This is a genomic window from Agrobacterium sp. LMR679 (assembly GCF_027157905.1).
Classification (GTDB): domain Bacteria; phylum Pseudomonadota; class Alphaproteobacteria; order Rhizobiales; family Rhizobiaceae; genus Agrobacterium; species Agrobacterium leguminum.
Window position 1 is genome coordinate 107,890 of sequence record NZ_JAPVOJ010000002.1, and the last position, 26,877, is coordinate 134,766.

The window sequence follows — 26,877 nt, forward strand, 5'->3', positions numbered from 1 at the left end:
GAAACAAAAAAGGCGGGGTTAAAACCCCGCCTCTTCAATTCACGCCGATCAGGCAGCCAGCGCCGCCGCCACCGCTTCGATGGCATCCTGCGCCCTGGCGCCATCCGGGCCGCCGGCCTGCGCCATATCCGGTCGGCCGCCGCCGCCCTTGCCGCCGAGTGCGGCGGAAGCGGTGCGGACGATATCGACAGCGCTGAAACGGGCCGTCAGATCTTCGGTCACGGCTGCGACAGCACTTGCCTTGCCGTCCTCGGAAACGGCGATCAGCAGCACGACGCCCGAGCCGAGATTGGCCTTGGCCTCATCGGCAAGACCCTTGAGATCCCTGGCATCGATGCCGGACATGGATTTTGCCAGGAAGTTGACGCCGGCAACCTGCTTGACATCGCTTGCGCCGGCATCCGCCGAACCGCCGCCCATGGCAAGCTTCCGGCGGGCATCGGCAAGCTCGCGCTCCAGCTTCTTGCGCTCATCGAGCAGACCTTCGACACGTGACAGCACATCGCCCGGCTGAACCTTCAGCGAAGAAGCAAGCGCCTTCACCCGCTCATCCTGTTCAGCCAGATAGGCAAGCGCGCCCTGCCCGGTCACAGCTTCGAGACGGCGCACGCCCGCACCGACGGCGCTTTCGCCGAGAATGCGGATGAGGCCGATCTGGCCGGTCGCCGCCACATGCGTGCCGCCGCAGAGCTCGACGGAATAGGGACGGTTGGCTTTTGCGCCATGCAGCCCGGTGCCCATGGAGACAACACGAACTTCGTCACCGTATTTTTCACCGAACAGCGCCATGGCGCCCTCGGCAATGGCGTCGTCGACGCTCATCAGGCGGGTGACGACCGGCGAGTTCTGCAGCACGATTTCGTTCGCCATTTCTTCGACGACCTTCAGCTCCTCGGCCGACATCGGCTTCGGATGCGAAACGTCGAAACGCAGGCGCTCGGGCGCAACCAGCGAACCCTTCTGGGCGACATGGGTGCCGAGCACTTCGCGCAGCGCCTCGTGCAGCAGATGGGTGGCGGAATGGTTGGCGCGCAGACGCGAGCGGCGGTCATGATCGACCGTCAGCTGAACGGCATCGCCAACTTTCAGACCGCCCTTGGAAACCGTGCCCAGATGCACGAAGAGGCCTTCGCCCTTCTTCTGGGTATCGGAAACGGCAAAGGCGCCGTTGTCGCCGGAAATCACGCCGGTATCGCCCATCTGGCCGCCGGACTCGCCATAAAACGGCGTCTGGTTGACGACGACCTGCACCGTCTCGCCATCGGCAGCGCTTTCCACAGCCTTGCCGTCCTTGACGATTGCCTGGATGACGCCTTCGGCGGTTTCGGTGTCGTAACCGAGGAATTCACTGGCGCCGAGCTTTTCCTTCAGCTCGAACCAGACGGTCTCGGTCGCCTTGTCGCCGGAACCGGCCCAGTGCGAGCGGGCTTCCGCCTTCTGGCGCTCCATCGCATCGGTGAAGCCGGAAATATCGACGCCGATTTCGCGGGCGCGCAGCGCATCCTGCGTCAGGTCGAGCGGGAAACCATAGGTGTCGTAGAGCTTGAAGGCGGTTTCGCCATCCAGCATGTCGCCCTTGTGCAGGGTCGAGGTGGCGTCTGACAGCAGCGACAGGCCGCGTTCCAGCGTCTTGCGGAAACGGGTTTCCTCAAGCTTCAGCGTCTCGGAAATCAGCGCCTCGGCACGGACCAGTTCCGGATAGGCGCGGCCCATCTGCTGCACCAGCGCCGGCAGCAGCTTGTAGATCAGCGGCTCGCGCGCGCCGAGAAGTTCGGCATGGCGCATAGCGCGGCGCATGATGCGGCGCAGAACATAACCACGGCCCTCATTGGACGGCAGGACGCCATCGGCGATCAGGAAGGCGGACGAACGCAGATGGTCGGCGATGACGCGGTGGCTGGCGCGCTTTTCGCCTTCGGCCGGAACGCCGGTCGCTTCCACGGAAGCGGCAATCAGCGCGCGGAACAGATCCGTATCGTAATTGTCATGCTTGCCCTGCAGCAGCGCCGAAATACGCTCAAGACCCATGCCGGTGTCGATCGACGGACGCGGCAGGTCGATGCGCTCTTCCTTCGTCAGCTGCTCATATTGCATGAAGACGAGGTTCCAGATTTCGATGAAGCGGTCGCCATCTTCTTCCGGCGAACCGGGCGGGCCGCCCCAGATATGGTCGCCATGATCGTAGAAGATTTCCGAACAGGGACCGCAGGGGCCGGTATCGCCCATCGCCCAGAAATTGTCGCTGGTCGGGATGCGGATAATGCGGTCGTCGGAGAAACCGGCGATCTTCTTCCAGAGATTAAAGGCCTCGTCGTCGGTGTGGTAGACGGTGACCAGCAGACGGTTGCGGTCGATGCCGAATTCCTTGGTGATCAGGTTCCAGGCATGGGTGATCGCCTCTTCCTTGAAATAATCGCCGAAGGAGAAATTGCCGAGCATTTCGAAGAAGGTGTGGTGACGGGCGGTATAACCGACATTGTCGAGGTCGTTATGCTTGCCGCCGGCGCGCACGCATTTCTGCGCCGAAGCGGCCGTGGAATAGGGACGGCTTTCAAGACCGGTGAAGACGTTCTTGAACTGCACCATGCCGGCATTGGTGAACATCAGTGTCGGATCGTTGCGCGGCACCAGCGGGCTGGAGGGCACGATCTCGTGTCCGTTCTTCTTGAAGTAGTCGAGAAAGGTCGACCGAATTTCATTCACACCGCTCATGCCCACACACCGCTCACAGCTGGAGTCCATCACTTCCACCCCGAAGGATGGCTATATTGCAAAATCACTGGCTTTTATCGTCCGCACCTGGCCCTGTCCAGCCATGGAGGCCCGCGAAGGCGCGCCGACAAACAAAAAGGGCCATGCGAGGCAAATCGCACGGCCTTTTGTAATGCCAATTCATGTCGAGCGCAGCAGCCGGGCGGAAAACACCCCGCGGCATCACCCAGATCAGCCGTCGTCACCGTCGCTGTCACCGGCTTCCGGGCCGCCATTCTGCAGGAAGCGGTCGGCGATCAGGCCGGCATTCTGGCGCAGCGCCAGTTCGATCTCATTGGCCGTTTCCGGATTGTCGCGCAGGAATATCTTGGCGTTTTCACGCCCCTGCCCCAGACGCTGGCTGTTATAGGAGAACCATGCACCGGACTTTTCGACGATGCCGGCCTTCACGCCGAGATCGACAAGCTCACCGGTCTTGGAAACGCCTTCGCCATACATGATGTCGAATTCCACCTGCTTGAAGGGCGGCGCCATCTTGTTCTTGACGACCTTGACGCGCGTCTGGTTGCCGACAACCTCTTCGCGCTCCTTGACGGAGCCGATGCGGCGGATGTCGAGACGAACGGACGCATAGAACTTCAGAGCGTTACCGCCCGTCGTCGTTTCCGGCGAACCGAACATGACACCGATCTTCATGCGGATCTGGTTGATGAAGATCACCATGCACTTGGACTTGGAGATCGACGCCGTCAGCTTGCGCAGCGCCTGGCTCATCAAACGCGCCTGAAGACCCGGCAGGCTGTCGCCCATCTCACCTTCGATTTCCGCCCGCGGCGTCAGCGCCGCAACGGAGTCGACGACCAGCACGTCGACCGCGCCGGAACGCACCAGCGTATCGGTAATTTCCAGCGCCTGTTCGCCCGTGTCGGGCTGCGAGATCAGAAGGCCCTGCAAATCCACACCGAGCTTGCGGGCATAGACCGGATCGAGCGCATGTTCGGCGTCCACGAAGGCGCAGATGCCGCCCTTTTTCTGGGCTTCGGCAATGGTCTGCAATGCCAGCGTCGTCTTGCCCGAGCTTTCCGGACCGTAAATTTCAATGATGCGCCCCTTCGGCAGACCGCCGATACCGAGCGCGATATCCAGGCTGAGCGAACCCGTCGAAACGGTCTCCACTTCAACCACGTTTTCATTGGAACCGAGCTTCATGATCGATCCCTTGCCGAACGACCGTTCGATCTGGGAGAGCGCCGCTTCCAGTGCCTTGCTTTTATCCACCGATTTATCCTCTACGAGACGCAAAGAATTTTGTGCCATCCGAACCACCTTTAGGTTATTGAAGCCGCACAGGCAATGAAGCAGTATGGAAACGGTATGTACTCTATTTGTTCTCATTTCGCAAGGCTGAGCCAGCATATTGAAAACAAATAGCGATAAGTCGTTTGTTCTGCTTTCGTTTTTCTGTGCCCGGCCCATGGCCGCAAACCGGATGCGAGGTCAGGAAGACGTCAGTTTAGGCCGAATCGTCCGGTCTTTCCATCCGCCAGAGAGGGAAACGCAAGCGTGAAGAAAATACTCGTTCTGGGCGGCGCGCATATCGACAGGCGCGGCATGATCGAGACTGAAACGGCGCCCGGCGCGAGCAACCCCGGCTCCTGGATGGAAGAGGCCGGCGGCGGCGGTTTCAACGCCGCGCGCAATCTTTCCCGCCTCGGTTTTCAGGTCCGCATCATCGCCCCGCGCGGCGGCGACGCGACCGGTGACGCGGTGGCGGAGGCCGCACGGCAGGCGGGCGTGGAAGACACACCCTTCACCTTCCTGGACCGCCGCACGCCAAGCTACACCGCCATTCTGGAGCGCGACGGCAATCTGGTCATCGCGCTGGCCGATATGGACCTTTACAAGCTCTTCACCCCGCGCCGCCTCAAGATACGCGCCGTGCGCGAGGCGATCACGGGGAGCGATATGCTGCTCTGCGACGCCAATCTGCCGGAAGATACGCTGACGGCGCTCGGCCTCGTCGCCCGCGCCTGTGAAAAGCCGCTGGCGGCCATCGCCATATCCCCCGCCAAGGCGGTGAAGCTTAAAGCGGCGCTCGGCGATATCGACATCCTTTTCATGAACGAGGCGGAAGCCCGCGCGCTGACCGGCGAGACGGCGGCCAATGTCCGAGACTGGCCCGACATTCTGCGCAAGGCCGGGCTTTCCGGCGGCGTCGTTACCCGTGGCGCAAGCGAGGTGGTGGCCTTCAGCAGGACGGAAACGGCGATCCTCCACCCGCCTCTCATCCGCGAGGTCAAGGACGTGACCGGCGCGGGCGACGCCATGGCGTCGGGTTATCTCGCCGCCATCGCCGAGGGAAAGACGATAGCGGAAGCGTTGCGGCAAGGCGCGGCGGCGGCCGCCATCACCGTGCAATCGCCCTTCGCCACCTCCCACGAACTATCAAAAGACAGTGTCGAAGCCATGTTGGGGCTTGTTCCCAGGGCTGAAATGCTGGCATGAACCCGCTTTTAAAAACTGGAACAGATGAAATGACCCGCCCTATCTCCCCGCTCCTGCCCATCGTCTATTCTCAGGAAGTCGCCGCCGCCAAGCAGCGCGGTGCGCCGATCGTGGCACTTGAATCGACCATCATCACCCACGGCATGCCCTATCCCGGCAATATCGAGATGGCGGAAAGCGTCGAACAGATCATCCGCGATCAGGGTGCGGTTCCGGCCACCATCGCGGTCATTCACGGCACCCTGCATATCGGCCTTGAGAAAGACCAGCTCGAGGCGCTGGCCAAGACCACCGACGCCATGAAGGTCTCGCGCGCCGATATCGCCTTTGCGATCGCCGAGCGCCGCACCGGCGCCACGACGGTGGCCGCCACCATGATCGCCGCCGCCCGCGCCGGCATCCGCGTTTTCGCCACCGGCGGCATCGGCGGCGTGCATAAGGGCGCGGAAGAGACCTTCGACATCTCCGCCGATCTGACCGAGCTTGCGAAGACCGGCGTGATCGTCGTCTGCGCCGGCGCCAAGGCCATTCTCGATATTCCGAAGACGCTCGAGGTTCTCGAAACCAATGGCGTGCCGGTCGTCACTTTCGGCTCGGAAGAATTCCCGGCTTTCTGGTCGCGCTCCTCCGGCCTGCCGAGCCCGCTCTCGCTCAACAGCCCGGCGGCAATCGCCAATTTCCAGACAACCCGCGAACAGCTGGGTATCGAGGGCGGTATGCTGGTGGCCAATCCCGTGCCGGAAGAGGACGAAATTCCGCGCGAGGAGATGGAAATCTACATCAACCGCGCCATCTCCCACGCCGAGCGCGACGATATCACCGGCAAGGAAGTCACCCCCTACCTGCTCGGCGACATCTTCCGCCTGACGGATGGCCGCAGCCTGGAAACCAATATCGCGCTGGTGCGCAACAATGCGCAGCTGGCTGCGGAAATCGCGGTGGCGCTGAACTGAGGGGCACACATCTCCTCTTCGGGCCGTTCGGCAGCGGACCCCAAAGAGATTGCTGTCGGAGCTTTGGAGGCTGGAACAAACACGTCTCCCGTCATGCTCGGGCCTGTCCCGAGCATCTGCTACGTCTCGACTGGAGGAAACGTGATTAGATCCTCGCCACAAGGGCGAGGATGACGTCGCGTATTTGGAAAGCCTGTCCCAATGAAAAAGGCCCGGAGAGCTTGCGCTTCCGGGCCTTTGTTTTTCCTGTCGAACCCGATCAGTTCTGGGCGACCGGCTTCACCAGCGGCGTCACGCGGCGGATGGTGACGCGGCGGTTCTGCTGTTCCGGGCCGAGCGTCTGGACCTTCAGATAACGCTCACCATAGCCTTGCGTCGCGAGGTTTTCCGGCGGAATGCCGTAAACATCGGTCAAGACATTGGCGACGGAAGCGGCGCGCTCGTCAGAAAGAACGAGGTTGCTTTCATCCGAACCGACGGCGTCGGTATGGCCTTCGATCAGGAAGGTTTCACCGGGATTCTTGTCCAGCGCCTTGTTGATCGCATCCGCCACCTTGCGCAGCGAACGGGCCTGCGTCATCGGGATTTCGGCGCTGCCGGTGGCGAAGGTGATGGTATCGAGGTCGATACGGCGCACCTTGTCGCGGATACGGGCCGAATAACGCACTTCATCCAGCGAATAGACACGCTCCACCGGCTCGACCGGCGGCTGTTCCAGGAAGCGGTAATAATCGCGGTCCGGATCGCTAGAGGTGTCGATGATGTAGTCCGTCACGGGAATGCGCAGACGCATCGGCGGCAGGTCGAGGCCCGGATCGCGATAGACGTAATCGCGGTCGGGATCTTCCATCAGCTCCGGCGCATAGAACAGCACATATTCGCGGCCGCGATCGTCGATGCGCGAGCGCTGGATCACGTCGCCATAACGGTTGCGGATCGTCACCACCTGCGTTCCGTCACGACGCTCCACGGTTTCGCGGACACGGCCGCCGGGCAGACGCTCGTAGTAGGGCTCGCCGCCATCGCGGATGAAGCGCTGGTTGTCGTCGCCGCGCACCACGACGCGGTCGCCGAATTGCAGGATGATCGGCGCATCGCGATCGCGGTCACGCGGACGGCCTTCGCGCGGCTGCCATTCGCGCACGCCTTCCGGCCGCTCATATTGCGGGCGACGGTCGACACGCTCGCCCTGCTGCGAAGTGATGGCTTCCATTTTGACGGGCGGCGGCGGGGCTTTGCCTTCAGCGGCGCCGGCGCGCTGCGCCTCGGCGTCGGAGGTCGGAACCTTCACGTCACCGGCCTGTTCGCGTTCGCGACGGCGCTCCTCGCGGGTCTGGCGATTGCCGGAGCGTTCCACTTCCTTGTCGCTGTCGAGCACGGCGGCGCCCTTGTCGACCGGCAGAATGACGGTATCGGCGGTCCTGGAGGGATCCTTGGCGATGGCCTTGGCCTTGTCCAGCTCTTCCTTCGTCATCGGCGGCGCTTCCGTTTGCGGCGTGGCTACCTGATTGGGAACGGGTTCACCGGCCGGCGCCTGTCCGGTCGTCGCACCGTTCGGCGGCGGCGTCGGCGCGCCCGGCAGCGGGGCTGCGGGTTCGGTTCTGCCCTGACCCTCTACCGGCGGCTGTTCCGAAGGCTGACGGCCGGGTGCGGGGTTGGGCTGGGCTTCAGGTGCCGGCGGACGCGCGGGCGTCGGCGCTTCGGTCGGAACCGGTGCTTCCTTCGCGGCGGGCTCGGGGGCGGCCGGTTTTTTCTCTGGAACGGCTTTTTCGGCCGGTTCGGCTTTCTGTTCCGGGGCCTTTTCCTCTACCGGTGGCTTTTTGGCAGGCGCCGGTTCGCGGGGCTTGGCCGGCTCGCCCGGCATTTTCAGGCCGTGCTGCGGGCTCCTGTTCGGCGGCAGGATCCTTGGCGCGCTCCTTGCGCGGACGCTCGGGACGCTGCTCGCCCTCACCTGCGGGCTGCTCGGCCCGTTCCGGCTTGCGCGGACGTTCTTTCGGCTGCTCTTCGGCAGGCGCGGCTTCGGGTGCGGCCTCGCGCTGGCGTGCGGGGCGCTGTTCGCCCTCGCCCTGCGGCTCCTGCGCGCGTTCGGGTTTGCGGGGACGCTCCTGCGGCTGCTCGGCCGGCGCGGGCTCCGGGCGAGCCTCGCGCTGCTGCGGTTCCCGCTGGGGTTCGGGCTGCGGCTCCCGCTGGGGTTCCCGTTGCGGCTCAGGGCGCGGTTCGGCAGGCGCGGCCTCGCGCTTGGGCTCCGGTTCACGCTGCGGCTCCGGCGCACGCTCCTGTCGTTGCGGCTCGGCCTGCGGCTGCTCCTCTTCGGCCTGCTTGCGGCGTTTGCGCAGTTCTTCTTCCGGGTTCGGTTCTTCCGGCTGCGCCTGCGCCAGAATCATCCGGCCGCTCGCAGCATCGCCGGGAAGCGCCTGCGACACCGGCGTCTGCGCCCGCGCAGCACCGGCAAAACCGGCCGCTGCCGGCTCCACCGCAATCGCCAGCGACATGAGGGGGAAAACCACCCCCGTCAGCAATGTGTTCTTCTTCAGCATCGGTGTTTCCTCATCTGCCATTATTGGTCGCCAGTCTTGCGACATCTTGATTCCGGCTGCGCGTGCAGGCGCTGGTCAACGCCTCGCACACGCTTCGGTTCCCATGATGGACAAAGCCTTCTGTACCGGAAATGAACAGATCAAGGCGTTTTCGTGGAAGCTCTGCGGCACAATCGCGGTCACTAATATTGCAGTTGCATTTTTTGACCAACCGGATGAATAATCGCATCCGCGCTGAAGGCTACAGGCGGTATCATCCGCTGCGCCCTGCGCCCATGGCGTCCGCACTGAAAACAACAACAGACCGCGGATGAACGACCAAAAGAGAGGATCGAAATGCCTATTTCCACCCGTCTGCTCGCAGCCGTATCGATTGCCGCCATCTCGCTGTTTTCCGGCGCAGCCCTCGCGCAGGACAAGATCGTCATCGGCACCGAAGGCGCCTATCCGCCCTTCAACAATCTCGAAGCCGACGGCACGCTGACCGGCTTCGACATCGACATCGCCAAGGCGCTGTGCGAACAAATGAAGGCCGAATGCACCTTCGTCACCAATGACTGGGACGGCATCATTCCCGCCCTTCAGGCCAAGAAGTTCGACGCCATCATCGCGTCCATGTCGATCACGCCCGAGCGTCTCGAGAAGGTCGACTTCTCCAAGAAATATTACAACACCCCGCCGGCCATCGCCGTGCCGAAGGATTCGCCGATCAAGTCCGTCGACGATCTGAAGGGCAAGTCGCTCGGCGCGCAGGGTTCCACCACCCACTCCAACTATGCCGAAAAGCATTTCCCCGATGCCGACGTGAAGATGTATCCGACCGCCGACGAATATAAGCTCGACATCGCCAATGGCCGTATCGACGCCGTCATCGACGATATCGTCGTTCTGTCGGAATGGCTGAAGACGGATGCTGGCACCTGCTGCAAGATCCTGACGCCGCTTCCGGTCGATGTCGAGATCAACGGCAATGGCGCGGGCGTCGCCGTCCGCAAGGGTGACACGGCGCTTGCCGACAAGTTCACCGCCGCCATCGCCGGCATTCGCGCCAGCGGCAAGTATCAGGAGATCAACAAAAAATACTTCGATTTCGACGTTTACGGCGAGTAAGCCCGTTCGATCTGTTGAAATCTCGTGGCGGAAGGCTTGCCCTTCCGCCATTTTTGTTTGAAAACGTCACGATAACAATCACGGCGGCTTAAGACCGCAGGGGAAAATTGGCATGAGCGGAGCATTTTCCGCCATAGGTGCGTTCTGGACCTATGTCTCGACACTTCTCGATCCCTTTTGCGGGCCGGTCGGTCTCTTCTCGCTTTTCGGAAACGGCACCCTGGTCGCCTGCGGCGATGCGGGCTGGGGCGATGAAATCGCCTTCGGCGTCAAGGTCACCATCTCGCTGGCGCTCGCCACCCTGCCCGTCGGGCTGCTGATCGGTTTCCTCATCGCGCTCGCCGCGCAATCGGAAGAAAAATCGCTGCGGCTGGCCACCGGTATCTACACCACCATCTTCCGCGGCCTGCCGGAACTCCTGACGCTCTTCATCGTCTATTACGGCATCCAGATGCTGCTGCAATCGGTGGCGGGTTATGTCGGCATCACCGGTCCGGTTGAGATCAACGCCTTCGTGGCGGGCATGGTGGCGCTGTCCGTGGTGTTTTCGTCCTATGCGTCCGAAGTGCTGCTCTCCGCCTTCAAGGCCATACCGAAAGGGCAATATGAGGCGGGTGCGGCACTGGGGCTTTCGCGGGGCCGCACCATGGTGCTCATCATCATTCCGCAGTTGGTCAGGATCGCCCTTCCCGGGATGACCAATCTCTGGGTCATCCTGCTGAAAGACACGTCCTACGTCTCGATCATCGGCCTTGCCGATATCGTTCGCCAGACCGGCATCGCCGCCCGCGTCAGCAAGGAAGCCTTTTTCTTCTACAGCATCGCCTGCCTGCTCTATCTCATCCTCGCGCTGCTTTCCTCCATCGGCATCGGCTTCATCGATCGCTGGTCGCGCAAGTCGGAGGTGAGCCGATGAGCCATATTCAGGAACTCATTCCCGCGCGCCCCGCCCCGGCCGTCGCGGACAAGCCGCTCAATATTTCGCGCATCGTCGGCATCGCTGTCATCACGCTCTGGCTGCTGCTCGCCGCCGCGCTGATCTTCGCCATGATCGAGGGCTGGGACTGGGATAAATTCCAGCGTTACGGGCCGCGCTATATCGATGGTCTCATCACCACCATCACCCTCGTCGGCAGCTCGATCATTCTCGGCGCCATTCTTTCCGTGCCGATCGCCTTCGGCCGCATGTCGGAAAACCGCATCATCGGCGCACTGGCCTATGCCTATGTCTACGTCTTCCGCAGCACGCCGCTTCTGGCGCAGCTTTTCCTGATCTATTACGGCCTCGGCAGTTTCCGCCAGGGGCTGGAAACCGTCGGCCTGTGGTGGTTCTTCCGCGAGGCCTGGTATTGCGGCCTGTTGTCGCTCACCCTCAACACCGCCGCCTATCAGGCCGAAATCCTGCGCGGCGCGATCCGCAGCGTGCCGCGCGGCCAGCATGAGGGCGCCGCCTCGCTCGGCCTGTCGAAACTCGTCACCTTCCGCAAGATCATCCTGCCCCAGGCGCTCATCGTCGCGCTGCGTCCCTATGGCAACGAAATCATCCTGATGATCAAGGGTTCGGCGGTGGTCTCCATCGTCACGGTCTTCGACCTGATGGGCCAGACCCGCTACGCCTTTTCCCGCACCTTCGATTATCAGGCCTATCTCTGGGCCGCGATCTTCTACCTGACGATCGTTGAAACGCTGCGGCATGTCTGGGCATGGCTGGAAGCCCGCCTGACCCGGCATCTCAAGCGCTAGTCGCAACGTTGGCAGCACTCATCAATGAAGGCTGCCAACATTTTGAAAAATATAAATATTTTGTGACAGTCCATGTCTTTGGCAAGCTTGGATTAACCATGACGTGTTCCCATATTCGATACAGCGGTAACGCTGTGATCGGCAATCATGGAAACGGGAACCGCCGTCATGAACAAGGACATGGAAATGATGCTGAGAGGCTACGGCCTCACCACCGCCCAGATATTTTATCGCCTGCCGGATCATCCGCTGGTTCTCCAGACCTATGTCTGGCAGGACTATGATCTTGCCCCGGACTTCCCTGAGATGCATGGCTTCCTCAAATTCTGGAAAGAAAAGCTCGACGGACCGCTGCACTCCGTCCGCTACGTGCACCGGCAGGTAATCTCGGCGCAGGAATGGCGCGCGCTCAAGGGGGAGTTCATCATCCACTGAGCCATCGCGCCACATAAACATTGCGCCCGTCCCCGATGCGGCTTACAGCAAACCTCAACTGAAGATGCTGACGGATAAGGCACGATGACGAAGAACCAGAAGATCGACGAAGAGGCGCTTGCCGAGGCCTATAACCGCGCGCTCGCGCTTGAAAAAGCCGGCGATGTGGACGCGGCGGTTAAGGCCTATGAAGAGGTTCTGGTCATCGATCCGGACGATCACGGCGGAGCGGCCGTTCGCATCGCCGCCATGGGCCGGGGCGAAACCCCGCCAAAGGCGCCCGACGCCTATGTCGAAACCCTGTTCGACCAGCATGCCGAAGCTTTCGAGGATATTCTTGTCGAACAGCTCGGTTACGCCGTGCCGATGATGGTGCGCCAGCGGCTGCAGACGCTGAACCTCGGCCCCTTCAAGCGCCTGCTCGATCTCGGCTGCGGCACCGGCCTTACCGGCGAGGCGCTGCGCGACATGGCCGACGATATCACCGGCATCGATATTTCCGAAAACATGGTCGAGATCGCCCATGAGAAGGACCTCTACGAGACGCTCTACGTCGCCGAAGCCGAGGATTTTCTCGAGGATAATGACGACGAACCTTTCGACATCATCACCGCCACCGATGTGCTGCCCTATCTCGGCGCGCTGGAACCGCTGTTTTTCGGCGCCGCCGAAAACCTCAATGCCGGCGGCCTGCTGATCTTCTCGTCGGAAACCCTGCCCGAAGAAACCCTGGCCGGACGCCCCTATATGGTCGGCCCGCACCAGCGTTTCGCCCATGCGGAAACCTATGTCCGCGAAAGACTGGCCGCGACCGGTTTCGAGGTTCTCGAAGTGACTGACATCAACGTACGCATGCAGGACGGCAATCCGACACCCGGCCATCTGGTGATTGCCAAGCTCAAGGGCTGATGCGACATAGGAGGCTTGTGCCCCCGACGTTTCGGCAGTTTTCTTCTCCCCGCCGGGGAGAAGAAACAAGCGGCACGGGCTCGCCCTATGCGGCAAGAATGGCATTTTCCTGAATCAACCTCTCAGCAACACCCGCCAGCAGGTTGAAGAGACTCACCTTTTCGGGCCCCCTCAGCTCGCCTTCGGCCGCCACACGATATCCGCCACGGTGAGTTTCTTCGGCACGATCTTCAGATCGTAGAACTCATCCGCAAGCGCCTGCTGATAGGCGATGGCCTCATCCGGAACCAGCGAAACCCGCCCGAGATCGGCGCCCGGCCGCGTCAGCGAGACCTTGGTGACATCCTCGGGAACACCGGTGATCGACGCCAGCGACTTTGCCGTTGCATCGATATCGGCCTGGGCTTTCGCACCCACATTAGCCAGCTCCTTGAGGATCAGCGGCACGAGATCGGGATTGGCCTCCACAAAATCGCCATTGGCAAGGAAATAACTCCACGGATCGACGATGCCTTCGGCGGTCGAAAGAACCCGTGTCGTCGGCTCTTTTTCCGCCACGGCGAAATAAGGATCCCAGATCGACCAGGCATCGATGCTGCCGCTGCGGAAGGCGGCGGCCGCATCCGGTGGAGCAAGATCGACGGGCGTGATGTCGCTCAACGTCAACCCTGCCTTTCGCAACGCCTTGACGGTGACATTGTGGGCGCTGGAGCCGCGCTTGAAGGCGACTTTCCTGCCTTTCAGGTCTTCCAGCGTCTTCAGCGGCGAATCCTGCTGCACGAGGATGGCCGATCCGCCGGCCGCCGCTTTGTAAGTGCCCACATAACGCAGATTGCCGCCCGCAGCCTGCGCGAAAAGCGGCGGCACATCGCCGGTCGGGCCGATATCCAGCGCGCCGGCACCCAGCGCCTCGAGAAGCGGCGGCCCGGAGGAGAATTCCGACCATTTGACCTCGATGCCGCGATCCTTCAGCAGCGCTTCGAGCGCACCCTGGCTTTTCGCGAGCGCTATCACGCCATTCTTCTGCCAGCCAATCCGCAATGTGGTGGTTGCGGCACTCGCCCGCCGGATGTGCGGCAGAAACACCGCCCCGGTCGCACCTGCAATCAGTCCCAATGTTCCGCGTCGTGTAAGCATATGGATATCCCTCGCTATTCCATCCTTCGACAGTAAAAGCGTAGATATTCGAGAGATTTTATCAAAATCCCAGTTTGCGCGGAGACAGGGCCGAGAGAATTGAATGTGCGAATTTGCCACTATGCGCGGAATAGAATTGTCGTGCCCCGGCAGCGGCCAACGGATAGACCTTCCGACAGGATCGCCCTGCGATGAGCCAGATCGGCGAGGAAAAGGTACCCGCAAATGAAAATGCCCTCCCCGGCAACCGGAAAGGGCATGGGTCGAAAAACTGACCGGCGGCGGATCACTCCTCGCCGGATTTCGGATTGTCCAGCAGCATGTAGTCGAGCGGCAGCTCGGTCGTATATTTGATCTGCTCCATCGCGAAGGCAGAGGACACGTCGCGAATTTCGATCTTGGCGATCATGCGCTTATAGAAGGCGTCATAGGCCGCAATATCAGGCACGACGACGCGCAGCAGATAGTCGACATCGCCGCTCATACGGTAAAATTCGACGACTTCCGGAAACTCGGAAACCACCTCGGAGAAACGCTTCAGCCATTCGATGGAATGGGAGGCGGTGCGGATGGAGACGAAAACCGTGACCTTGGTGTTGACCTTGACCGGATCGAGCAGCGCCACGCGCCGGCGAATAACGCCGTCTTCCTCCATCTTCTGGATACGCCGCCAACAGGGCGTCGTGGAAAGGCCGACCTTTTTCGCCAGATCGGCAACGGCCAGCGTGGAATCCTCTTGCAGAATGCGCAAAATCTTACGGTCTAGGCGATCCAATGCGTCTATCCTCCTGAATTAATTTCCTTTTAATACACTAATTCTTGCAGAAAAACAGAAAATTGTTTCACTAAAGCCGCATTTCCACATGTTGCCGTAGAACCGGCAGCAGTTCCTCCGTGAACCATGGGTTCTTTTTCAGCCAGCCCGTGTTGCGCCAGCTTGGATGCGGCAGGGGAAAAATGCCGGGGCCGGAATTGGCATGGAGAAAGCTGCGCCAGTCCTGCACCGTTTCCGTCATGGTCTTGCGCCGCCTTTCCCCCAGATGAAAAGCCTGCGCATATTGGCCGATGGCGAGGATCAGCTCCACCTGCGGCATCGCCATCATTACCCGCTCACGCCATTGCGGCGCGCATTCGCGCCGGGGCGGCAGGTCGCTGCCCTTGTCGTCATAACCGGGGAAACAGAAGCCCATGGGCACGATGGCGAAACGATCCGGATCGTAGAACGTCTGCCGATCGACATTCAACCATTGCCGCAACCTGTCGCCCGAGGCATCGTTGAACGGCAGCCCCGTTTCATGCACGCGAAGCCCCGGCGCCTGCCCGGCAATCAGGATGCGCGCCTTGGTCGACATGACGACCACCGGCCGGGGTTCGTGCGGCAGGCGATCGGCCATTCCCCTGAGCGGCTTGTCGCGACAGAGACGGCAGCGGGCGATTTCTCCGCGCAATCCGTCCAGCCCGTCATCACACGCGCCCTTCTCTCCTTCAACCATGATCCCACCCCAGAAGATGACGGACAACGGTGAGGAAACCTGCAGCAGGCGTTTCCAGATCCGCGGCACGGTGTTCCCGCCGCCACTGCGACGGTTTCTCGAACTCTCCCACCCAGATGCCGCGTGCCTGCCTGCGCGCCGCCGCCTGCTCGCTGGAGAACTGGAAATAACCGGATGCGACGGCAAAACCCGCCGACACCATTTCCGATGAGGCATCCCTGCCGCCGACGGAACAATAAACCAGCAGCCGCCCGTAACGGTCTCTCGAACTGCCGGAACAGGAAAAACCATCAGCCCCGGCCAGCCTTTGCAGAACACGGCGCGCTTCCTCGCCGCACGGCCAGCTTTCGCTGCCGCGCAGGCATGTCTGCGCAAGCTCCGGCGCATCGATGCCGAGCAACCGGAAACGTTCCTCACCCTTCGACAGCGTATCGCCATCGATCACGAAGAAGCGGCCGCTATAGGTTTCACTGTTGATCTGGTCGAGCTTGGCCGCGATCAGAATGCCGAGAAAAACCATGGCGAGAAAAAGCCCGCCATCGCGAAATGCCGAAAACCGCCTGCCCTTGCCTCCATTTCGTCTCATGTAACAACAAACCCTTGTCAGAAATGGCAAACAAATCCTTTCACGGCAGCATCTTCTTAAGATTTTGCGCGTAGTCTGCAAGGGTTCATGTCACCCTGCGTTGTAACAATGAGTAAAAGCGTCAGCACGTCCACCGACAAGATCATCGTCGACCGGTCGAAAAAGCACCGCAACAAGGCGGTCTTCGACACGGTGAAGACGACGCGTGAACGCTTGCAGCAGGGGGCCGGCGCAAGCGACGCCTATGAACGCGAAATGCTGACCATGCACATCGCCGAGACCTTGCAGGGCGCGATGATCATGCCGCTTTTCATCCTGCTCGCCTCCATCATCGGCCTTTATATCACCCGCGACATCAGCCTGATCATCTGGTCGCTGATTGCGCTGAGCTTCCACGCCTTTTCCCTGCTCTTGGCCAAGCGGGCGGCAAAACAGGAGATCACGGCCGACAATCTTCAGCACTGGAAAAGTCTCTTCCTCGGCATGCAGATCCTCATCGGCTGCGCCTGGGCAATGTTTGCGCTGGCCGAACCGGTGCGCAACGACCCGACGCTCGTTCTTTTCTTCAAGGGCTCGACGCTGCTGATCGCGCTTTCGCTGACCGCCATGGCCAATTTCATGCTGCGGCGGGCGACCTTCATGACCTTCCTGCCGGTGCTGGCGGCTCTCTGCATAACCTCGGCCATTTCACGCGATCCCTTCGATGTCGGCTTGGCGCTGATGTTCGGCATGGCGATCCTCTTCTGTCATCGCATTACCAGCCGGCTTTACCAGACCAGCATCAAGCTCCTCTCCTCGCAAACGGAAAAGGACGACCTGATCGCAGAACTCGAAGTCGCAAACTCGGTTTCGGACGAGGCGCGGCGGCGCGCGGAAGAAGCCAATCTGGCGAAATCGCGCTTCCTCGCCTCCATGTCGCATGAGCTCAGAACCCCGCTCAACGCCATTCTCGGTTTCTCCGAGGTCATGTCATCAGAGGTGCTCGGTCCGCTCAACAATCCGCTCTACAAGGAATATTCCGGCGATATCCATCGCTCCGGCCAGCATCTGCTTGATCTCATCAACGAAATCCTCGACCTGTCGCGCATCGAGGCCGGCCGTTATGACCTGAACGAAGAAGCGATCTCGATGCTGGAAATCGCCGAGGATTGCATCGGCATGATCCAGCTTCGCGCCCGCGCCAAGAACATCAAAATTTCCCAGCAGTTCGAAAACAGCCTGCCGCAGGTCTGGGCCGATGAGAAATCCATCCGCCAGGTCATCCTCAACCTGCTGTCCAACGCCGTGAAATTCACGCCGCAGGGCGGCGAAATCCTCGTGAAAGCCGGCTGGACCGCGGGCGGCGGCCAATATGTCTCGATCAGGGATAACGGTCCCGGCATTCCCGAGGACGAAATTCCCGTGGTGCTGTCCGCCTTCGGTCAGGGATCGATCGCGATCAAGAGCGCCGAACAGGGAACCGGCCTTGGCCTGCCCATCGTTCAGGCCATTCTCGCCAAGCATGACGGCCAGTTCATCCTGAAATCGAAACTGCGCGAGGGCACAGAAGGCATCGCCATCCTGCCAGCCAAACGTGTGCTGCAAAGCCTGCCCGCCGTGGAAGAAACCCACGCCATCCAGCCGCGCCGGCGGTCCTTCGCTTAGGGCATTTCCAGGAAAAGTGGGCCCCGGTTTTCCGTCCGGAAATGCCTTAAGGCTAACAACTTCAGAAGAATAACGTCGTCACGAGCGAATACAGCACGAAAAATCCGTTCGCCATCAACAGGCAGAAGACGGCAAAGGAACCGAGGTCCTTGGCATGCCGCCCGACCGAGGAGATTTCCGGTGAAATACGGTCCACCAGCTCCTCGATGGCGGTATTCAACGCCTCCACCGAAAACAGAAGCAGCATCAGCACCGTAAAGACAAGAAGATGCGCAAACGGCGCGCCGACGACCAGAAGCAGGGCAAGCCCGACGCCGAAGGCGAGAACCTCATGCCGGAACGCCGCTTCCTGCCACAGCCGGCCAAGCCCCTGCACGGAATAGCGCGCGGCGGCAAAAAGATGCCGCCAGCCTTTTTCCTTGCGAAAGGCGGGTTCCGGTTGCTTCTTTTGCGGCGTCACGTCCATCTTCGGCCTCAATGGTCGGTGCGGGAACTGATGCGGGTGTCCACACCCGCCGCTTCGAATGTCGCCATGCCGGAATGGCAGGCGGCGGCGGCCTTGACAATGCCGGCGGCAAGCGCTGCCCCCGTGCCTTCGCCAAGCCGCATGCCAAGCGCCAGAAGCGGCGTCTTGCCGAGCTTTTCGATGGCGGCCAGATGGCCGGGCTCACCCGAGACATGGCCAATCAGGCAATGGTCGAGCGCCGAAGGATTGGCAGCCTTGAGGAGAGCGGCAGCGGCCGTCGCTACATAACCGTCGATCAGCACGGGAATCCGCTGCACGCGGGCGGCAAGGATGGCGCCGGCAATCGCGGCGATCTCGCGTCCGCCGAGACGGCGCATGATCTCCAGCGGATCGGACAGATGATCCTTGTGGAACTCCACCGCAGCTTTCACCGCCGCGATCTTGCGGGCCATGACTTCGCCTTCCGAGCCGGTGCCCGGACCGGTCCATTCTTCCGCCGTGCCGCCATAAAGCGCGAGATTGATCGCCGCCGCAATGGTGGTGTTGCCGATGCCCATTTCGCCGACACAGAGAAGATCGGTGCCACCGGCAATCGCCTCCATGCCGAAGGCCATGGTGGCGGCGCAGTCGCGCTCGGAAAGCGCCGGCTCGCAGGTGATGTCGCCGGTCGGGTAATCGAGCGCCAGATCGAAGATTTTCAGACCAAGATCATTTGCAACGCAGATCTGGTTGATCGCCGCGCCGCCTGCCGCGAAATTTTCCACCATCTGCTGGGTCACGGAGGTCGGATAGGGCGTAACGCCGTGCCGGGTAACGCCATGATTGCCGGCGAAGATCGCCACCAGCGGACGGGTGACGGCCGGAGAACGGCCGGACCAGGCAGCCAGCCACATGGCGATTTCTTCGAGACGTCCGAGCGAACCGGCAGGCTTGGTCAGTTGCGCATTGCGCTCCTTGGCCGCCACAAGCGCGTGCGTATCCGGGCCGGGAAGCTCGCGCAGCAGCGCGCGGAAATCGTCGAAGGGCAATCCGCTCATGCTCATGATATCTGTCTTTCTCGTCGTCGGGTTGGCTGTCGCATCGGCTCATGCGTCCGGAACTTGTGTTTTCCGGCAAATCGGTCTTTGTTGCGCCTCTCATAATCGCGGATGCGCCGCGGAACAACCGGAAATGCAGCGACTGCAACGGAGAGAGCATGAAGGCCGGGGATTTTATAACAGATGTCATGCATTCCCTCGCCTTTCTGAGCCGCCTGCCCGTTCCCTCGCGGTTTTTCGATGATGCCGAGGGCGTGTCGATGCGCCGCACCGCCCGCGCCTTTCCCGCCGCCGGCCTGCTGATCGCCCTGCCCGCCGCTTTCCTTGTTGTGGTTTTCGCAGCCTTCGACGCCTCTCCGCAACTTACCGGCTGGCTCGTCATCGGCCTGACGGCGCTCATCACGGGCGCGCTGCACGAAGACGGCCTGGCCGACATGGCCGACGGTTTCGGCAGCGGCAAGGAAAAGGCGCGCATGCTTGAGATCATGAAGGACAGCCGCATCGGCAGCTATGGCACGATTGCCATCGTCCTGTCCTTTGCACTCCGCGCCACCGCGCTCGCCTCGCTCATTGAGACGCTGCCGGCAAAGACCGCCGCCGCTGCCCTGATCGCCGCGCTTGTCCTCAGCCGCGCCCTGATGGTGTGGCACTGGCAATCCCTGCCCGCCGCCAAAACCTCCGGCATCGCCGCCGGCGCCGGTCAGCCGGGCACAAGCGAGCGCAACATCGCGCTGGTGATCGGGTTTTTGCTTTTCACACTCTTCACGCTGCATGCCCTGCCGCTCCTGTCGATTGCCCTGGTGCTGGCGGCAGCCTTTCTGGCGGCGGTGCTTTTCGGCAGGCTCTGCGACAGGAAGATCGGCGGCCATACCGGCGACACTATCGGCGCGTGCCAGCAGATCACGGAGATCGTTACCCTCATCGCCCTTGCCCTTGCGGCGTGACGGCCTGATATAAATCATCATGGAAACACCCTGCATCCATATCTGCCGCCTCGATGAAACCATGAGCCTCTGCATCGGCTGCGGGCGAACGCTGGATGAAATCGGCGGCTGGGCAGGGTATAGCGACGAGAAGCGCCGCGACATCATGCGGTTGCTGCCGCAAAGACTGGCAAACCTGCCCGAGACCGCCAAGGAGACGCATACCGCATGAACAGGCTGACCATCGTTCTCCTCCTGCTGGCCGTCGGCCTTGGCCTGCTTCTCATCAATCACGACGGCGGCCGAACGCTCGGCATCGATAATGATCAATTCGCCCACGTGCTTTATCTTCTGCCCATTGCCGGCCTATTATCCGCCGGCATTCTGGCGGGAAGACGCGGCAGTTTCGGCACCGTCATCCGCCAGCTCGCCGTATGGCTCGTCATCATTCTCGGCCTCGTCTCGCTCTATCTCTATCGCTACGACCTGCAATCCTTCGGCGACCGGTTGCTAGGCGGCCTGATGCCCGGCCGCGCCGTGGTGGTGACGACGGCTAGCGGCGAACAGGAAATCGTCCTGCACAAATCGATGAGCGGCCATTTCGAGGCAAATGTCGGCGTCGAGGGCAAGACGATCCACATGCTCGTCGATACCGGTGCAAGTTCCGTGGTGCTCGCCAATGCGGATGCGGCCGCAATCGGCATCGACACCGCAAATCTCCGCTATACCGTACCGGTGATGACCGCGAATGGCCGCACGGCGGCAGCGCCCGTTACCCTTTCGGAAATCAGCATTGGCCCGATCATGCGACGCAACATCCCCGCCCTCGTCGCACAGGATGGCCAATTGGGCCAGAGCCTGCTCGGCATGAGCTTCCTGTCGACGCTCGGTTCGCTGCAGATGCAGACCGATGAATTGCGGTTGCGGGATCGGTAAACCTCAGGCATCACGGGGTCCGCCGCAACACCCCGCACTCGTCATCGGCTGTAGAAAGGAAATACCCCGTTTTAGGCACAATCGGGATGTTCTTTTCGCACCGACCGGTCGTCGCAGAGCATTGCCCCTTGATTACTTCCCATTTGATAATTTATGTTGGTTCCGTTCTCAGGGCGGGGTGTAATTCCCCACCGGCGGTATCGGGATTTTTCCTGGAGCCCGCGAGCGCTTCCGGTCTCCAAAGCCGGAAGGTCAGCAGATCCGGTGAGAGGCCGGAGCCGACGGTATAGTCCGGATGGAAGAGGACAAGGCATAAGGCGCCCGCGCGTGAGCGGGCTTCGCATTGCATTGTTCGCCCAAGGGATATTTGGCGCTTCTTGAAGCGCGAAAATGCCGCAAAACGGCATAACCCCTTGAAAGGCTTGAAATAGAATGACCATTGCTAAAATTGAAGACGCGATCGACGCCATTTCCCGTGGCGAGATGGTGATTGTGGTTGACGATGAAGACCGCGAAAATGAAGGCGATATCATCGCCGCTTCCGACAGCATCACGCCGCAGCAGATCGCTTTCATGATGAACCATGCGCGCGGGCTGGTCTGCGTCGCCATGCCGGGTGAGCGCCTCGATGCGCTCGACATTCCGCTGATGGTGTCGCGCAACACCGAATCCCTCAAGACGGCTTTCACCGTCTCGGTGGACTATATTCCGGGCACAACGACAGGCATTTCCGCCGCTGACCGGGCAGAGACAGTGCGTGCGCTGGTGTCGGAGGGTTCGCGCCCGGAAGACTTCGCCCGTCCCGGCCACATCTTCCCGCTGCGCGCCAATCCGCAGGGCGTTCTCGGCCGCACCGGCCACACGGAAGCCGCCGTGGACCTCTGCCGCCTTGCCGGGAAATTCCCGTCCGGCACCATCTGCGAAGTCGCCAATGACGACGGCACCATGGCCCGCCTGCCCCAGCTCGAAGTCTTCGCCGAACGCCACGGCCTGCTCGTCGTGACGATCAAGGACCTCGTTGCTTACCTCAAGGGCGAGGTTGTTGAAGACGTGGTGCAGAAGCAGGTTGCGTGAACTGCTGCTTGTGGTGTGAATACGAAAACGCCCGGCGCAAGCCGGGCGTGAAATTGAGGTAGACCTTACCTCTTACGCAACGTCATCCTCGGGCTTGTCCCGAGGATCTAAACACGTCTCGTAAAATCAATAGGTTGCAGATTCTCGGGACAAGCCCGAGGATGACGCCGGTAAGCTTCTCAGACCTCGTTAGCCTTTCAAGCAGCGTTACCGCACCAAAACCCTACCAGCAGCAGAAACCACCATCCACCAGCAGATCCACGCCCGTCACGAAGCTCGCGGCGTCGGACAGCAGGAAGATCGCCGGGCCGACCATCTCATCCACGCCCGCCATGCGCTGCATCGGTGTCTGCTCTTCGAACAGCTTGGTCTGGTGCACCATTTCCGGCCGTGTATTCATCGGCGTTGCCGTGTAACCTGGCGAGATGGTGTTGACGCGGATGCCGCGCCCCACCCACTCCATCGCCATGGATTTCGACATGTGGATGACGCCGGCCTTCGAGGCGTTGTAATGGCACTGCATCAGCCCGCGATTGACGATGACGCCGGACATGGAGGCGATGTTGACGATTGCGCCGCGGCCGTTCTTCAGCATGGCACTGGCTTCCGCCTGGCAGGAGAGGAAAACGCCCTTGAGGTTGATGTCCATCATCGTCTGGAACTGGCTTTCCTCCATCTCCTCGGCCGGATTGGCATTGGCGATGCCGGCGGCATTGACAGCGAGTGAAAGCGCGCCAAGCTCGGCCTCAGTACGCGCAACCGCTTCAGTCAATGCCTGCTTGCTGGTGACGTCAGCCGCAATCTGGATCGATTTGCGCCCGGCCTTGGCGATGAAATCTGCCGTCTGCGCCAGACCGTCATCGGTGCGGCGATCAAGCAGCGCGACATTGGCGCCGGACTGGGCAAGCCCCATGGCGATGCGCTGGCCGATGCCGGAGCCGGCACCGGTGACAAGTGCCACCTGGCCGGAAAGATCGAACAGTTTCGGCGCGTTGAGCGTGATGGTGGACATCGGTATTTCCCTCTTCAAATGGTAGCCAGTTCCATGACCGAAACGTCGTTTGCTTCGTCACGGTTGAGGATGCCGGCCTGTTTTCCCTGCGCGAGCACGAGGATGCGGTTCGATACGCCCAGCACTTCCTCGAGATCGGAACTGACGACGATGACGGCCACGCCGCTTTTGGCCAATCCGACGATGATATCGTAAATGCCCGCGCGTGCGCCGACATCGATGCCGCGGGTCGGCTCGTCCAGCACCACCACGCGCGGATTGCGGGCAAGCCATTTGGCAATGACCACCTTCTGCTGGTTGCCACCGGAAAGATCCGACGCCGGCTGTTCGCTACGGCCCTTCACCCCGAATTTGGCGATGGCTTCCTTGGTAAAGGCGCGCTTGATGCGCGGCGTGATCCAGCCAGTGCCGACGCGGTCGAGATTGGCATAGATCAGGTTCTCGCCGATCTCGTGCTCCACCACCAGCCCCTGCAATTTGCGGTCTTCCGGCACCATGACGATGCCCTTCTCTATCGCGTCCGCCGGGCTTTTCAGCGTCAGCACCTTGCCATCCAGCAGCACCTCACCCGCACTCGTCGGGTCGGCACCGGATATCGCCCGCACCAGCTCGGTGCGTCCCGCGCCGATAAGACCGGCGATACCAAGGATTTCGCCGGCGCGAACGCCGAAGCTGATGTCGCGGAAGGCATTGGTCGCGCCGGTCAGCCCTTTTACCTCCAGCACCACCTTGTCCTGCGGTTCCGGCAACGCCGGGAACAGGCGCTCCAGCGAGCGGCCGACCATGCTTTCAACGATGGTACGCACCGGCGTCGCGCTATCGGCAAATTCATGCACCCGCTCGCCGTCGCGCAACACGACGATGCGGTCGGTGATCTGTTTGATCTCTTCCATGCGGTGGGAAATATAGATGATGCCGACACCCTCGGCGCGCAGCTTGCGCACCTGCTCGAACAGCGCCTGCGTTTCCGCACCGCCAAGCGCCGCCGTCGGCTCATCGAGGATCAGAAGTTTCGCATCCAGCGCCAGCGCCTTGGCGATTTCGATCAGCTGCTGGTTGGCGGTCGAAAGGCCGGCCACCTTGCGGGTGGCGGGAATGTGGAGATTGAGGCGCGCCAGCTGCTGCTGGGCTCTGCGCACCATCTCGGCGCGGTCGATAACGCCGTTCTTCATCAGCCAGCGGCCGATGAACACGTTCTCGGCAATGGAAAGCTCCGGCAGAAGCTTCAGCTCCTGGTGGATGAGCACGATGCCCTTGTCGATCGCCTCGCGTGGCGATGCAGGCGCGTAAGGCTGCCCAAGCCATGTCATCTTGCCCTCGGACGGCTCGCGCGAACCGGCGATGATACCTGACAGCGTGGATTTGCCCGCGCCGTTTTCACCCAGCAACGCCACCACTTCGCCCGGATAGACATCGAGATCGACGGCTTTCAGGACCTCAAGCGGACCATAACGTTTGCTGATGCCACGGAGCGAAAGAACCGGCTCGCGCATGACGGGACCTCCCAGGACACCTTAAGCAGCGGGAATGCCCAAAGCCTTGCGTCCGAAATAATCTAAAGACAAACCAGTGAATGCCCCGCGCATCCCATGGGTCGCGCGGGGCAGCAGGATCAGGGATGGTTGGCGATGAAGCCTTCGACATTTTCCTTTGTCGTCAGCGTCGCATCGGAGAGTTGCACGGCCGGAACCTTCTCGCCGCCGACGATCTTGACGGCCATTTCCACAGCCATGCGGCCCATCTTCTGGGTCTGCTGCGTCGCGGTCACGTCGAACACGCCGTTCTTCAGCGCTTCAAGCGCTGCCGTATCACCATCAAAGCCGCCAACGACGATCTTCTGCGAAGGGTTGGCGACCTTGATTGCCTGTGCAGCGCCGAGCGCCAAACCGTCGGCCTGTGCAAAGACGATTGAAACATCCGGATTGGCCTGCAGCATGTTCTGCATGATCTGGAAGCCTTCATCCTGGCTCCACATGTTGGACCACTGTTCGGCGACGATCTTCACGCCGGAATTGGCGTTTACCGATTCCATGCAGCCCTTGGTGCGGTCCACTTCCGGTGTCGTGCCCTTCTGGCCATGGATGATGACCATCTTGCCCGAACCACCGGCCTGCTTGATGATGTAATCGCAAACCGCCTTGGCGGAGGCGACGGAATCGGTGGCAAGGAAGGTATCGCCCGGCGCGCCATCGGCATTGCGGTCGATGTTGATGACCGGGACGCCCGCAGCCTTGGCAAGCTTTACCGGAACGGTCGCAGCGGCGGCACCGGCCGGAATGTAGATCAGCGCATCGATATTCTGGGTCAGCAGATCCTGGATCTGGTTGACCTGCGTCGGGCCATCGCCCTTGGCGTCAACGGTGACGACGGCAATGCCGCGCGTCTTGGCTTCAGCTTCAACGGCCTGCTTGATCTGGTTGAAGAAGTTCGCCTGAAGATTGGCGACGGCAAGGCCGATCTTCTTGACTTCGGCGGCATTGGCCTGGCCGAGCGATAGGGCGAGAAGGGCGGCGGATGTCAGCAGAATGCGTGAAAATTTCATGATTATTCCTCCATTTGTTGATTGTTGACCTTCGGGCAGATCGAACCTCCTCCCCTCCGGCCGTTTTTCACGCCTCCCATATCGGGAGGGTCGTTTATTGCGCGGACGGCTCATCACCGTCCGCAGGCAAATTCAGCTTCTGCGGCGACGCAAAGTTTCAGCGCCCACGGCCAGCACGATGACCACACCGATGATGACCTGCTGCAAAAAGGGAGAGACGTTGAGCAGATTGAGGCCATTGCGCAGCACGCCGATGATGAGCACGCCGATAAGTGTTCCGCCGATGCCGCCCGCACCGCCCGAAAGCGAGGTTCCGCCGATGACGACCGCCGCAATCGTGTCCAGTTCGTAACCGAAGCCGCTGGAGGGCTGCACCGAGTCGAGACGTGCTGCAAGAACGATGCCGGCCAGACCGGCCAGAACCGCACAGGCGACATAAACGCAGATCGTCACCAGCGGCACGTTGATACCCGCAAGACGCGCCACTTCCGGGTTGCCGCCAACAGCATAAACCGTGCGGCCTTCGGAGCGGAAACGCAGAAAAATCCAGGTCACAAGCACCACGACCAGCATCAGCAGCACGGTTGCGGTCAACACGCCGAAATGGCGCTCAATCGCCAGCATCATGAACCAGTCAGGGAAACCGACGATCTGCTGTCCATCGGTGATCATATTGGCGAGACCGCGCGCCACCGACATCATCGCCAGCGTGGCAATGAAAGCAGGCACCCGGAAGGCCGTCACCAGAATACCGACCACGAGGCCGCAGGCGGCAGAGGCGACAAGCGCCAGCACGATGGCCATGCCCATCGGCATGCCCGCGACATTGGCCGTCCAGCCCATGATCATCATCGACAGCGCCAGCACCGAGCCGACGGACAGATCGATGCCGCCAAGCAGGATCACGAAGGTCATGCCGACGGCCATGATGCCGAGCACTGTGATCTGGTCGAGAATGTTGAGCCCGTTTCGGAGCGACAAGAAGTTCTCGCTGGCGAAAGTCAAAAGACACACAGCAGCAGCAGGCCCAAAAGCGGTCCGGTCGCACCACTCAGCCAGGCAAGCGGGCTCCTGGTGTGCGTGACCCCCTCATTGCGTTCAAGCGCGGACATGGCTCCTCCCG

The 26,877-nt window shown here is 61.4% G+C and carries 23 protein-coding genes, 2 pseudogenes and 1 riboswitch; of the genes and pseudogenes, 12 read left to right on the forward strand and 13 right to left on the reverse strand.

Annotated features, from left to right (window positions below; all coding sequences use genetic code 11):
* Positions 1-48: 48 nt before the first annotated feature.
* Together alaS and recA are read right to left on the reverse strand one after the other, a co-directional pair.
* The gene (gene alaS / locus O3W47_RS11325) at positions 49-2,712 is read right to left on the reverse strand and encodes an alanine--tRNA ligase (protein WP_137003705.1); all 2,664 of its coding nucleotides are present in this window, start codon (positions 2,710-2,712) and stop codon (positions 49-51) included.
* A 231-nt stretch (positions 2,713-2,943) separates the two neighbouring features.
* The gene (recA, locus tag O3W47_RS11330; protein ID WP_003525161.1) at positions 2,944-4,029 is read right to left on the reverse strand and encodes a recombinase RecA; all 1,086 of its coding nucleotides are present in this window, start codon (positions 4,027-4,029) and stop codon (positions 2,944-2,946) included.
* A 246-nt stretch (positions 4,030-4,275) separates the two neighbouring features.
* Here recA and O3W47_RS11335 point away from each other — a divergent pair, with 246 nt between their 5' ends.
* Both O3W47_RS11335 and O3W47_RS11340 read left to right on the forward strand, forming a co-directional pair.
* Entirely contained in the window at positions 4,276-5,217 is a 942-nt protein-coding gene (locus tag O3W47_RS11335) for a carbohydrate kinase family protein (RefSeq protein ID WP_269313801.1), read from the forward strand.
* Positions 5,218-5,246: 29 nt separating this feature from the next.
* Positions 5,247-6,170, forward strand: coding sequence for a pseudouridine-5'-phosphate glycosidase (locus tag O3W47_RS11340; RefSeq protein ID WP_269313802.1), 924 nt, complete (start codon positions 5,247-5,249; stop codon positions 6,168-6,170).
* 259 nt (positions 6,171-6,429) lie between these two features.
* Here the strand turns inward: O3W47_RS11340 and O3W47_RS11345 are convergent.
* A pseudogene (locus tag O3W47_RS11345) lies at positions 6,430-8,707 on the reverse strand (OmpA family protein).
* 336 nt (positions 8,708-9,043) lie between these two features.
* Here O3W47_RS11345 and O3W47_RS11350 point away from each other — a divergent pair.
* The 5 genes from O3W47_RS11350 to O3W47_RS11370 all read left to right on the forward strand — a co-directional run bounded on the left by O3W47_RS11350 (position 9,044) and on the right by O3W47_RS11370 (position 12,904).
* Positions 9,044-9,817 carry an ABC transporter substrate-binding protein gene (locus O3W47_RS11350; protein ID WP_269313803.1) on the forward strand — a complete coding sequence of 258 codons (774 nt, stop codon included), beginning with the start codon at positions 9,044-9,046 and terminating at the stop codon, positions 9,815-9,817.
* A 112-nt stretch (positions 9,818-9,929) separates the two neighbouring features.
* On the forward strand, positions 9,930-10,733 hold the full coding sequence (locus tag O3W47_RS11355) for an ABC transporter permease (protein ID WP_059760406.1): 804 nt from the start codon (positions 9,930-9,932) through the stop codon (positions 10,731-10,733).
* Complete coding sequence (locus tag O3W47_RS11360; protein ID WP_269313804.1) at positions 10,730-11,560, forward strand: ABC transporter permease; 831 nt, start codon at positions 10,730-10,732, stop codon at positions 11,558-11,560. The genes O3W47_RS11355 and O3W47_RS11360 overlap by 4 nt, the downstream gene beginning before the upstream one ends.
* Positions 11,561-11,728: 168 nt before the next feature.
* Positions 11,729-11,995, forward strand: coding sequence for an usg protein (locus O3W47_RS11365; protein ID WP_003522173.1), 267 nt, complete (start codon positions 11,729-11,731; stop codon positions 11,993-11,995).
* An 84-nt stretch (positions 11,996-12,079) separates the two neighbouring features.
* Positions 12,080-12,904, forward strand: a complete 825-nt coding sequence (locus tag O3W47_RS11370) for a class I SAM-dependent DNA methyltransferase (RefSeq protein ID WP_269313805.1) — start codon at positions 12,080-12,082, stop codon at positions 12,902-12,904.
* A gap of 171 nt (positions 12,905-13,075) precedes the next feature.
* Here the strand turns inward: O3W47_RS11370 and O3W47_RS11375 are convergent, their stop codons facing one another.
* From O3W47_RS11375 to O3W47_RS11390, 4 genes are all read right to left on the reverse strand, one after another.
* The gene (locus O3W47_RS11375; RefSeq protein ID WP_174022478.1) at positions 13,076-14,041 is read right to left on the reverse strand and encodes an aliphatic sulfonate ABC transporter substrate-binding protein; all 966 of its coding nucleotides are present in this window, start codon (positions 14,039-14,041) and stop codon (positions 13,076-13,078) included.
* 286 nt (positions 14,042-14,327) lie between these two features.
* Entirely contained in the window at positions 14,328-14,816 is a 489-nt protein-coding gene (locus tag O3W47_RS11380; protein WP_003507846.1) for an Lrp/AsnC family transcriptional regulator, read from the reverse strand.
* A 70-nt stretch (positions 14,817-14,886) separates the two neighbouring features.
* The gene (locus O3W47_RS11385; protein ID WP_269313806.1) at positions 14,887-15,534 is read right to left on the reverse strand and encodes a uracil-DNA glycosylase family protein; all 648 of its coding nucleotides are present in this window, start codon (positions 15,532-15,534) and stop codon (positions 14,887-14,889) included.
* On the reverse strand, positions 15,527-16,120 hold the full coding sequence (locus O3W47_RS11390; RefSeq protein WP_269313807.1) for a thermonuclease family protein: 594 nt from the start codon (positions 16,118-16,120) through the stop codon (positions 15,527-15,529). Before O3W47_RS11390 ends, O3W47_RS11385 begins: the two co-directional genes overlap by 8 nt.
* Before the next feature lie 108 nt (positions 16,121-16,228).
* Here O3W47_RS11390 and pdhS2 point away from each other — a divergent pair, with 108 nt between their 5' ends.
* A complete protein-coding gene (pdhS2, locus tag O3W47_RS11395) occupies positions 16,229-17,764 on the forward strand; it encodes a two-component system sensor histidine kinase PdhS2 (RefSeq protein WP_137453045.1) in 1,536 nt (511 codons plus the stop codon).
* Between the two features lie 61 nt (positions 17,765-17,825).
* Here the strand turns inward: pdhS2 and O3W47_RS11400 are convergent, their stop codons facing one another.
* Together O3W47_RS11400 and cobT are read right to left on the reverse strand one after the other, a co-directional pair.
* Complete coding sequence (locus O3W47_RS11400) at positions 17,826-18,230, reverse strand: diacylglycerol kinase (RefSeq protein WP_020012886.1); 405 nt, start codon at positions 18,228-18,230, stop codon at positions 17,826-17,828.
* Positions 18,231-18,238: 8 nt separating this feature from the next.
* On the reverse strand, positions 18,239-19,273 hold the full coding sequence (gene cobT / locus O3W47_RS11405; protein WP_020012887.1) for a nicotinate-nucleotide--dimethylbenzimidazole phosphoribosyltransferase: 1,035 nt from the start codon (positions 19,271-19,273) through the stop codon (positions 18,239-18,241).
* 152 nt (positions 19,274-19,425) lie between these two features.
* Here cobT and O3W47_RS11410 point away from each other — a divergent pair, with 152 nt between their 5' ends.
* From O3W47_RS11410 to ribB, 4 genes are all read left to right on the forward strand, one after another.
* Complete coding sequence (locus tag O3W47_RS11410) at positions 19,426-20,211, forward strand: adenosylcobinamide-GDP ribazoletransferase (RefSeq protein WP_331283560.1); 786 nt, start codon at positions 19,426-19,428, stop codon at positions 20,209-20,211.
* Between the two features lie 19 nt (positions 20,212-20,230).
* Positions 20,231-20,422, forward strand: a complete 192-nt coding sequence (locus O3W47_RS11415; protein WP_080816691.1) for a DUF1289 domain-containing protein — start codon at positions 20,231-20,233, stop codon at positions 20,420-20,422.
* Positions 20,419-21,126 carry a TIGR02281 family clan AA aspartic protease gene (locus tag O3W47_RS11420; protein ID WP_269313809.1) on the forward strand — a complete coding sequence of 236 codons (708 nt, stop codon included), beginning with the start codon at positions 20,419-20,421 and terminating at the stop codon, positions 21,124-21,126. Before O3W47_RS11415 ends, O3W47_RS11420 begins: the two co-directional genes overlap by 4 nt.
* A gap of 160 nt (positions 21,127-21,286) precedes the next feature.
* A riboswitch (FMN riboswitch) is annotated at positions 21,287-21,437 on the forward strand.
* 121 nt (positions 21,438-21,558) lie between these two features.
* Complete coding sequence (ribB, locus tag O3W47_RS11425; protein ID WP_080816685.1) at positions 21,559-22,200, forward strand: 3,4-dihydroxy-2-butanone-4-phosphate synthase; 642 nt, start codon at positions 21,559-21,561, stop codon at positions 22,198-22,200.
* Between the two features lie 223 nt (positions 22,201-22,423).
* Here the strand turns inward: ribB and O3W47_RS11430 are convergent, their stop codons facing one another.
* The 4 genes and pseudogenes from O3W47_RS11430 to O3W47_RS11445 all read right to left on the reverse strand — a co-directional run bounded on the left by O3W47_RS11430 (position 22,424) and on the right by O3W47_RS11445 (position 26,866).
* Entirely contained in the window at positions 22,424-23,212 is a 789-nt protein-coding gene (locus O3W47_RS11430; protein WP_080839166.1) for an SDR family oxidoreductase, read from the reverse strand.
* Between the two features lie 14 nt (positions 23,213-23,226).
* Positions 23,227-24,705, reverse strand: coding sequence for a sugar ABC transporter ATP-binding protein (locus tag O3W47_RS11435; RefSeq protein WP_127758016.1), 1,479 nt, complete (start codon positions 24,703-24,705; stop codon positions 23,227-23,229).
* A gap of 119 nt (positions 24,706-24,824) precedes the next feature.
* Positions 24,825-25,754, reverse strand: coding sequence for a sugar ABC transporter substrate-binding protein (locus O3W47_RS11440; protein ID WP_137453042.1), 930 nt, complete (start codon positions 25,752-25,754; stop codon positions 24,825-24,827).
* Positions 25,755-25,886: 132 nt separating this feature from the next.
* Positions 25,887-26,866 (reverse strand): annotated as a pseudogene (locus O3W47_RS11445) (ABC transporter permease).
* Between the last annotated feature and the right edge of the window lie 11 nt (positions 26,867-26,877).

What these genes read in the sequence shown, in the direction of transcription:
- pdhS2 (WP_137453045.1), top strand. Translation starts at nt 16,229, where the DNA reads ATGAGTAAAAGCGTCAGCACGTCCACCGACAAGATCATCGTCGACCGG.
- O3W47_RS11385 (WP_269313806.1), bottom strand. Translation starts at nt 15,534, where the DNA reads ATGGTTGAAGGAGAGAAGGGCGCGTGTGATGACGGGCTGGACGGATTG.
- O3W47_RS11390 (WP_269313807.1), bottom strand. Translation starts at nt 16,120, where the DNA reads ATGAGACGAAATGGAGGCAAGGGCAGGCGGTTTTCGGCATTTCGCGAT.
- alaS (WP_137003705.1), bottom strand. Translation starts at nt 2,712, where the DNA reads ATGAGCGGTGTGAATGAAATTCGGTCGACCTTTCTCGACTACTTCAAG.
- ribB (WP_080816685.1), top strand. Translation starts at nt 21,559, where the DNA reads ATGACCATTGCTAAAATTGAAGACGCGATCGACGCCATTTCCCGTGGC.
- O3W47_RS11370 (WP_269313805.1), top strand. Translation starts at nt 12,080, where the DNA reads ATGACGAAGAACCAGAAGATCGACGAAGAGGCGCTTGCCGAGGCCTAT.
- cobT (WP_020012887.1), bottom strand. Translation starts at nt 19,273, where the DNA reads ATGAGCATGAGCGGATTGCCCTTCGACGATTTCCGCGCGCTGCTGCGC.
- O3W47_RS11435 (WP_127758016.1), bottom strand. Translation starts at nt 24,705, where the DNA reads ATGCGCGAGCCGGTTCTTTCGCTCCGTGGCATCAGCAAACGTTATGGT.
- recA (WP_003525161.1), bottom strand. Translation starts at nt 4,029, where the DNA reads ATGGCACAAAATTCTTTGCGTCTCGTAGAGGATAAATCGGTGGATAAA.
- O3W47_RS11430 (WP_080839166.1), bottom strand. Translation starts at nt 23,212, where the DNA reads ATGTCCACCATCACGCTCAACGCGCCGAAACTGTTCGATCTTTCCGGC.
- O3W47_RS11360 (WP_269313804.1), top strand. Translation starts at nt 10,730, where the DNA reads ATGAGCCATATTCAGGAACTCATTCCCGCGCGCCCCGCCCCGGCCGTC.
- O3W47_RS11340 (WP_269313802.1), top strand. Translation starts at nt 5,247, where the DNA reads ATGACCCGCCCTATCTCCCCGCTCCTGCCCATCGTCTATTCTCAGGAA.
- O3W47_RS11400 (WP_020012886.1), bottom strand. Translation starts at nt 18,230, where the DNA reads ATGGACGTGACGCCGCAAAAGAAGCAACCGGAACCCGCCTTTCGCAAG.
- O3W47_RS11350 (WP_269313803.1), top strand. Translation starts at nt 9,044, where the DNA reads ATGCCTATTTCCACCCGTCTGCTCGCAGCCGTATCGATTGCCGCCATC.
- O3W47_RS11410 (WP_331283560.1), top strand. Translation starts at nt 19,426, where the DNA reads ATGAAGGCCGGGGATTTTATAACAGATGTCATGCATTCCCTCGCCTTT.
- O3W47_RS11440 (WP_137453042.1), bottom strand. Translation starts at nt 25,754, where the DNA reads ATGAAATTTTCACGCATTCTGCTGACATCCGCCGCCCTTCTCGCCCTA.
- O3W47_RS11355 (WP_059760406.1), top strand. Translation starts at nt 9,930, where the DNA reads ATGAGCGGAGCATTTTCCGCCATAGGTGCGTTCTGGACCTATGTCTCG.
- O3W47_RS11365 (WP_003522173.1), top strand. Translation starts at nt 11,729, where the DNA reads ATGAACAAGGACATGGAAATGATGCTGAGAGGCTACGGCCTCACCACC.
- O3W47_RS11420 (WP_269313809.1), top strand. Translation starts at nt 20,419, where the DNA reads ATGAACAGGCTGACCATCGTTCTCCTCCTGCTGGCCGTCGGCCTTGGC.
- O3W47_RS11415 (WP_080816691.1), top strand. Translation starts at nt 20,231, where the DNA reads ATGGAAACACCCTGCATCCATATCTGCCGCCTCGATGAAACCATGAGC.
- O3W47_RS11375 (WP_174022478.1), bottom strand. Translation starts at nt 14,041, where the DNA reads ATGCTTACACGACGCGGAACATTGGGACTGATTGCAGGTGCGACCGGG.